This window comes from Butyricicoccus pullicaecorum (assembly GCF_002160355.1).
Classification (GTDB): Bacteria; Bacillota; Clostridia; order Oscillospirales; family Butyricicoccaceae; genus Butyricicoccus; species Butyricicoccus pullicaecorum.
In genome coordinates, this window is sequence record NZ_NFKK01000033.1 from 1 (window position 1) to 5,525 (window position 5,525).

The 5,525-nt window shown below is 54.0% G+C and carries 9 protein-coding genes; all 9 read right to left on the reverse strand.

Annotation, left to right across the window (positions count from 1 at the left end; all coding sequences use genetic code 11):
• On the reverse strand, positions 1 to 439 hold a 439-nt coding region (locus B5F17_RS14155; RefSeq protein WP_143287757.1), incomplete at its 3' end, for a hypothetical protein.
• Between the two features lie 147 nt (positions 440 to 586).
• On the reverse strand, positions 587 to 778 hold the full coding sequence (locus B5F17_RS14160) for a hypothetical protein (RefSeq protein WP_087374864.1): 192 nt from the start codon (positions 776 to 778) through the stop codon (positions 587 to 589).
• A 10-nt stretch (positions 779 to 788) separates the two neighbouring features.
• On the reverse strand, positions 789 to 1,415 hold the full coding sequence (locus B5F17_RS14165) for an N-6 DNA methylase (RefSeq protein ID WP_087374866.1): 627 nt from the start codon (positions 1,413 to 1,415) through the stop codon (positions 789 to 791).
• 184 nt (positions 1,416 to 1,599) lie between these two features.
• Positions 1,600 to 2,157 (reverse strand): Holliday junction resolvase RecU, encoded by a 558-nt coding sequence (locus B5F17_RS14170; RefSeq protein WP_087374869.1) that lies wholly within the window; start codon positions 2,155 to 2,157, stop codon positions 1,600 to 1,602.
• A 12-nt stretch (positions 2,158 to 2,169) separates the two neighbouring features.
• Positions 2,170 to 2,919: a rolling circle replication-associated protein gene (locus B5F17_RS14175; RefSeq protein ID WP_087374871.1), complete on the reverse strand. Its 750-nt coding sequence runs from the start codon at positions 2,917 to 2,919 to the stop codon at positions 2,170 to 2,172.
• 154 nt (positions 2,920 to 3,073) lie between these two features.
• A complete protein-coding gene (locus B5F17_RS15265; protein WP_275532138.1) occupies positions 3,074 to 3,208 on the reverse strand; it encodes a hypothetical protein in 135 nt (44 codons plus the stop codon).
• Positions 3,209 to 3,389: 181 nt separating this feature from the next.
• Positions 3,390 to 3,920: a nucleoside triphosphate pyrophosphohydrolase family protein gene (locus B5F17_RS14180; protein ID WP_087374873.1), complete on the reverse strand. Its 531-nt coding sequence runs from the start codon at positions 3,918 to 3,920 to the stop codon at positions 3,390 to 3,392.
• A complete protein-coding gene (locus tag B5F17_RS14185; protein WP_087374875.1) occupies positions 3,917 to 4,828 on the reverse strand; it encodes a DUF3102 domain-containing protein in 912 nt (303 codons plus the stop codon). The genes B5F17_RS14180 and B5F17_RS14185 overlap by 4 nt, the downstream gene beginning before the upstream one ends.
• On the reverse strand, positions 4,825 to 5,525 hold a 701-nt coding region (locus tag B5F17_RS14190; RefSeq protein WP_087374878.1), incomplete at its 5' end, for a PcfJ domain-containing protein. The genes B5F17_RS14185 and B5F17_RS14190, both read right to left, overlap by 4 nt.

Sequence of the window (5,525 nt, forward strand, 5' to 3'; positions counted from 1 at the left end):
CGCATCCATTCTCGATAAAGAAAACTTTATCGTGCAGTTTGCACGGCAGCACCACGCACCGCCCCTCCCGGTCAGCCTGCACCAGCTCGCGCAGGCGGTCGAGGTCGTACACATCGCCCAAGATGTCCTCAATATCTTTGAGCCGTCCGCGCATTTCAATTGCTTGCAGCACCGCGAGGTATAGATATGCAATCACACCCTCACTACACTCCACGCCATATTGCAAATTGTCGTACAGCTCGTCACACAGCCCCTCGTCGTCTTCCGAGCAAAGCTCTGCTCTGATATTTTTTGCAGCCGCCTGAATCCAGTCCATCATTTCGATATCTTGGTTATCCGTTCCGCCCGATCTGACATACCCTTCTCCGTCTTGTGTGAAGAAAATGTTGAGATGACTGGCAATGTACTTCGGGTCATCCGATGTCATTCTCATAAGCATAGTCATTCCTCCTCGTTCGTCCAATCAATTCGCTGGCCGCATTGGCCGCAGTATCGGTTTCTGTTTCCGTCCTCATTATAGAGATATTCTCCACTTCCGCAGGTTGGGCACGCCAAGATCTCAGTATCTTCATCAATCCATAGCTCATCACAACTTCTCCCGCTCGAAATTTGAGCAATGTAGCATCTGTCGTACCTCGCGAATGGCGTCGGTGTATCCTTGCGCTCTGGCCTCAACCTTCTCGATCTGTTTTTGCAAATCAAACTCCGCATATTTTTCCATTTGATCTAGCTCTCGTTCGAACTTTTCAACGTCAATGTCTTTCGCAGTGTAATCCATATAATCCTCCTCAAAATAAAGTCAGCTGTGTTCCGACGTCGGTCATGATCTCCGGCTCTGGGTCTGATGTCGCGTACCGCTGCACAGACTCGATCCGCTCCCACAACATCCGATATCCCCACACTGGCGACAGGTACAGGGTGGGTGTGTACCAGATGTCCTGCTCTGGCACGGGTGTCGGCCGCAGCAGGCTGCCGGTGATCGGATACCTCAGGCTGTCCGCAATCACGACATACCCAGCGCATCCAAGCAGGGACAGCTGCAAATAGCACATGAGCGCCGCCGTCCGGTCGATGTCCTGAGCAACAAACAGGGCCTGTGATGACCAATCCTGTCCCGCTCGCATCATAACATTGCGGGCAGCGATCAGCAGCGCACCGGCACCGCAGGCGCAGTCGTTGATGCTCACCCATCCGCGTGTCTGGATCCGCTCCTGTGCATCTCCCATCTGGATCTCTGCGATAGCGCGGCAGAGGTTGTACGGCGCGAAAAATTGCCCGTGCCAATGGCTGCCCAGTTCAAGCCTCATAAACATATCACCCAGAAAATCCTGATCCGGGTTTTGTTCCAAAGCTTCGGTCAGTGCGCCGAAGAGTTGTGGGAAGATTTCCTGCTCCTTTGGCTCGTATCCGGCCATAATCTGCCGGTACCGCTCTTCCCGCTTTCCCCGGTCTGGGCTTACCTGTCACAGGAGTTCGACACCGCGATCGCGCACGCCTCCACGAAATCTCCCCACGCCTGCCATGCGTGTCTGCGCATACAAAGGCCATCAAACAGGCCGATAAACTCCTTTTGGTCGGCGGTACGGAAAATCTGTTTTTTCACCGGGTTTCGCCTTCCGTCCACATCAGAAAGTCAACCATGCCCTTATAGACCGGTACACGGAATCGTTCCAGATCTTGTAGGTTCATATACTTGCGGCCATATATCCGTTTCATGTCCCTCCAAAAATTCCACGGCACAGCGTAAAAATTCTGCAGTCCAACAGATACCAGCACAAAAGCAATCGCATGCATATTACTGTACGCCTCCAGCTGCCGGCGCTGCTCTACCGTCAACCGGTCAAATGTGATGCGCTCATCGTCGGTGTGTTTGGCTTCGAACACGATCGTGCGGCCGTTTACCATCGCACCCTTGTAGTCCGGCTGTGCCTGCTTGGTATAGCAGGCCGTAAACTGTCCCGCTCGGTTTGGTCTGCTGATCGGGCGCATCGGCTCTGGCGTTTTGTCGATCACCGCCGCCCCCGCGGCCTTGTACCACTCACAAGCCGCGTCAATCATGGCCTCGAACTGGTTTCCGGCTGTGCGACTTCTTGCTCCTCTGGCACTTCTTTTGGCCTTTTTGATTCCGCTTTCCTGTGCCCACTTAGGGTATTCCATATTTCCTCCTTCTCAAGCGATTCTCAATTCTATGTATTCTGCCCAGGGATATCCAGTTAGTTCATGGATTCCGGTGCGCATGGTGTTACCGTCTTCGTCCTTGAGCAGCACATATCCCTTGCGCGGTCGAGGCTCTTTGCACCATGTAGCTGCTGCGATGATCTGGTACTTGGGTTCTGGCCGGATCATATCTCGCGCAGATGAAAAACGCTTACACCGCTTCCCAGCCTCTTTGTATCGCTCCATCGTCCGGCGTGTCTCCTTAATGAGGTAGTTGGCCAGCTTGGCATGGTTCCCACGCTTGTCCAACGGCTTGATCGAGACATTCCCGACTCTGCCCTCCAGCGTTTCCTCCCAGATCTGGCTCAGCACATCTACCCCGATCGGCGGCAGAATGATGTGATGGTGCACATTGGTCATCCGCTTGGTTTCCGTACAGGCCACATACTTCCACGGGATTCCTTGAGATCGGCACACCTTTCGCAGACGGCGCAGGAACTTGGCTTTGTCCTCCTCCGCCTGTTTGAGTGTGGTCTGCTTATCGTAGTAGTGCAATACGATGTGGTAATCACCGGCACCAAAGTTGGCATTGAGCAGCCAGCGCAGATTCTCCTCCGCCTTGCGCTCATTGACTTTCGCTTGGGCATCCTTGGTCTTGTCCCGGTTCTTCTCTCGGCGGCAACCCTTAGTGTGTACCCGCGTGGTATACATTTTCTTAGTCTCGGTCACCAGACCAGCTGTGACTACCCGCTTTACATACATGGCCGATCTCCTTCTCTATCCCCGTTGGTCGCTTAAATAATACGCTTACCGGCGCTGCAAGGGCGTGTCCTCCTCGCCCGCTTCCCGGTGTATGTTGCGCTATGCCGAAGCCGTGACGGTATTCCCATCACGGCTTTTTACTCGTTTATGTACTTTATCGGCTGTGCTGATATTTGGGTAACAAGCGTCGGTCTGCGTCTTCCTGCATCCACTTGCGGCCCGCTTTCCAGCGATCCCGGCCGCGGCGCTCACGCGATCGCGGTGACCGTTTTTCCTTCTGCTTGGTCATGATTTCTTCACCTTTCCTTCTTTGTCTTTGATGGTCAACGTCTGCTGATTGCAAAACTTTGGAGTGTTCATACACGGGTTCTCGCATGTTCCCCCCATCTTCCGGGTTGTACCCACAGTCGGCGCAGCACACATACCCTCTGCGGCGCTGACAGTAAAACAACTTGCAGCCGTGCGGATTTTTATGAGTGCTCACGGCTGCCACCCTTGTCGTAATACCCTGACTGGATTCGCTGCATTGTCCGGATCATTTTCTGTTCGGCCATGTCCTGCACCTCATCCTCACAGTTCCAGAGGATACACAACTGGTCAAGCATGTTGTACACGTCCGCAAGCTCCTCAATTCTCGCAGCTCTCAGGATCGGGCTCGGCGTTTGATAATCTCGCAAGAGTACCGACAGTTCGGTCATCTCTTCCTTTGCCTTCCACTTTTGCGTTTCCAGTCCAAAATGCTCCGCCGCCTGGCACAGTCGCTCATAATGAGCTGCGGTTGTATCGGCCGGTACGCTCCCATCCGAACTCCAAACCATAGAGCCATCCCGCGTCATTTCCTGTACGTACGTCCGGAACTTGTTCGCCATATCCGGATCTTGTTCCTGGCAGTTGCGATGCAGCATCTCGAGTAGTGCTGCAATCTCATCCAGAATGTCATACATCCCGCCGTCCGCATCAATATCACATTGAAATCGTGAGGTCTTTTTACCGTAAATCATTGCATCTGTTCTCCTTTCAGCGTCATAAACTGCCCAATCGTCGTCCGGAACTTCTCTGCCGTCTCTGGCTGCTCCTTGGCCAGCATTGCAAGCGCACTTTCAAGGCGGCTTGTCATGCTCTGCATATCCTCAAACAGCAAATTAACCTTCATCGCCAGCGGATTTCGAGCCTTGGCAAGCTTGCCCTCGGCGGCCTTCGCCTTTTCCTCGGCCTGTCTGACTGCCTTCTGCATCTCATCGCGCACCGCCTGCCGGGCAGCTTCCAGCGCCTTTTCATCCGGCACGACCTCGGCCTGAATCACGCTTTGTTCTGCCTGTGTCTTGAGCGTTTCCAACTGATTTTTCAGGAATGCATGCTCCTCTTCCAGCTTTCCGGCACGCTGTTCTGCTTCCTGCTGGGCGGCAACAGCACTGGCTTTCTGTTTTTCTGCATCCTTCTGGGACTTCTTTGCCCGTTCCAACGCGCTTTCCGCCAAAGCTGCCCGTTCCTCTGCGGCCTTCTTCTGTCTCACGAGTTCTTCGATCTCACGACTGGACATAGACGGCAGATCATTCTCCGCGGCAAGCTCCCGCCGATCTTCGTCTGGCAGAGACAGCAGCGGAAGCAGCTGTGCATAGCCCAGTTCTCCGAACAGAGTCTGCGGGTCCGTCCCGTCCAGTGCAATTTGTCTGTCCCCGAACTCTTTGGCAATGCGCATATAGTTCTGCGCTGTACTGGGCTTGTATCCGAGCCGGTTTTCCAGATAATTCGTCCACTCTCCGTAAGGCACCATTTCCTTGACTTCCAGCAGGCGCGTCCCAATCTGGACTACTGCATCATAAAATATCTTCTTGACTTGCTGTTGAATGTACTGAATCTCTGCCGTCACAGTGTCCACCGTGCGATCATGCTTCGTTACTTCACTCATGCACTTTTCCTCCTCTGGTCTCGTATATTTTTCAGCCGCTGCACCCACGCATCCACAAACGCTTGGGCTTCTGGCGTGGCTTCTCGATTTTTATAGCCGCGGCACTGCCGCACGGTCAATGTACCCGGGATCAATTCAACTGTGTGCCAGCTCTTTGTAGGGTCATCCGCACGACGCAGAACGAAAATGACCGCTCGCCCCTCCGCGTGCCGTTTTGCATACCCGGCAACACAGTTATCTTGCCGTTCACCTTCCAGCGTGATTTCTTTCACCGAATCAACCGGACGAATAAACATGCCCCCATGCCGCCACACTGCCCACTGCCACAATCGGCGGCGAGCACGGAACATTCCATTGAGGCCATGATCTTGAATCTTTCGCTCCCGGGCGGACAACCGCCGATGTGCCTCATCCAAATCGTGCGGCCAAAGTTCGCCACCGCCCAAACGCTGAATCTGACTCAGATGATCGGCGTAATCGTGCAACACGCTTGCGCACGACCGCTCGCAGCGTTCGGCTTGCCGGTGAATGTACCGGTACAGCTGTTTTTCATCATCGCCCGGTATATCATGATTGAAACACGGCCGCGCCCGTGCCCAGTCTACGCCGTCCTGATCGGCCCGAATGACTCCTGCTTGATACAGCCAATGAAACCAGATAATCTCCCGCGCGTGCAGTTGAGGAATAATTTTCATCT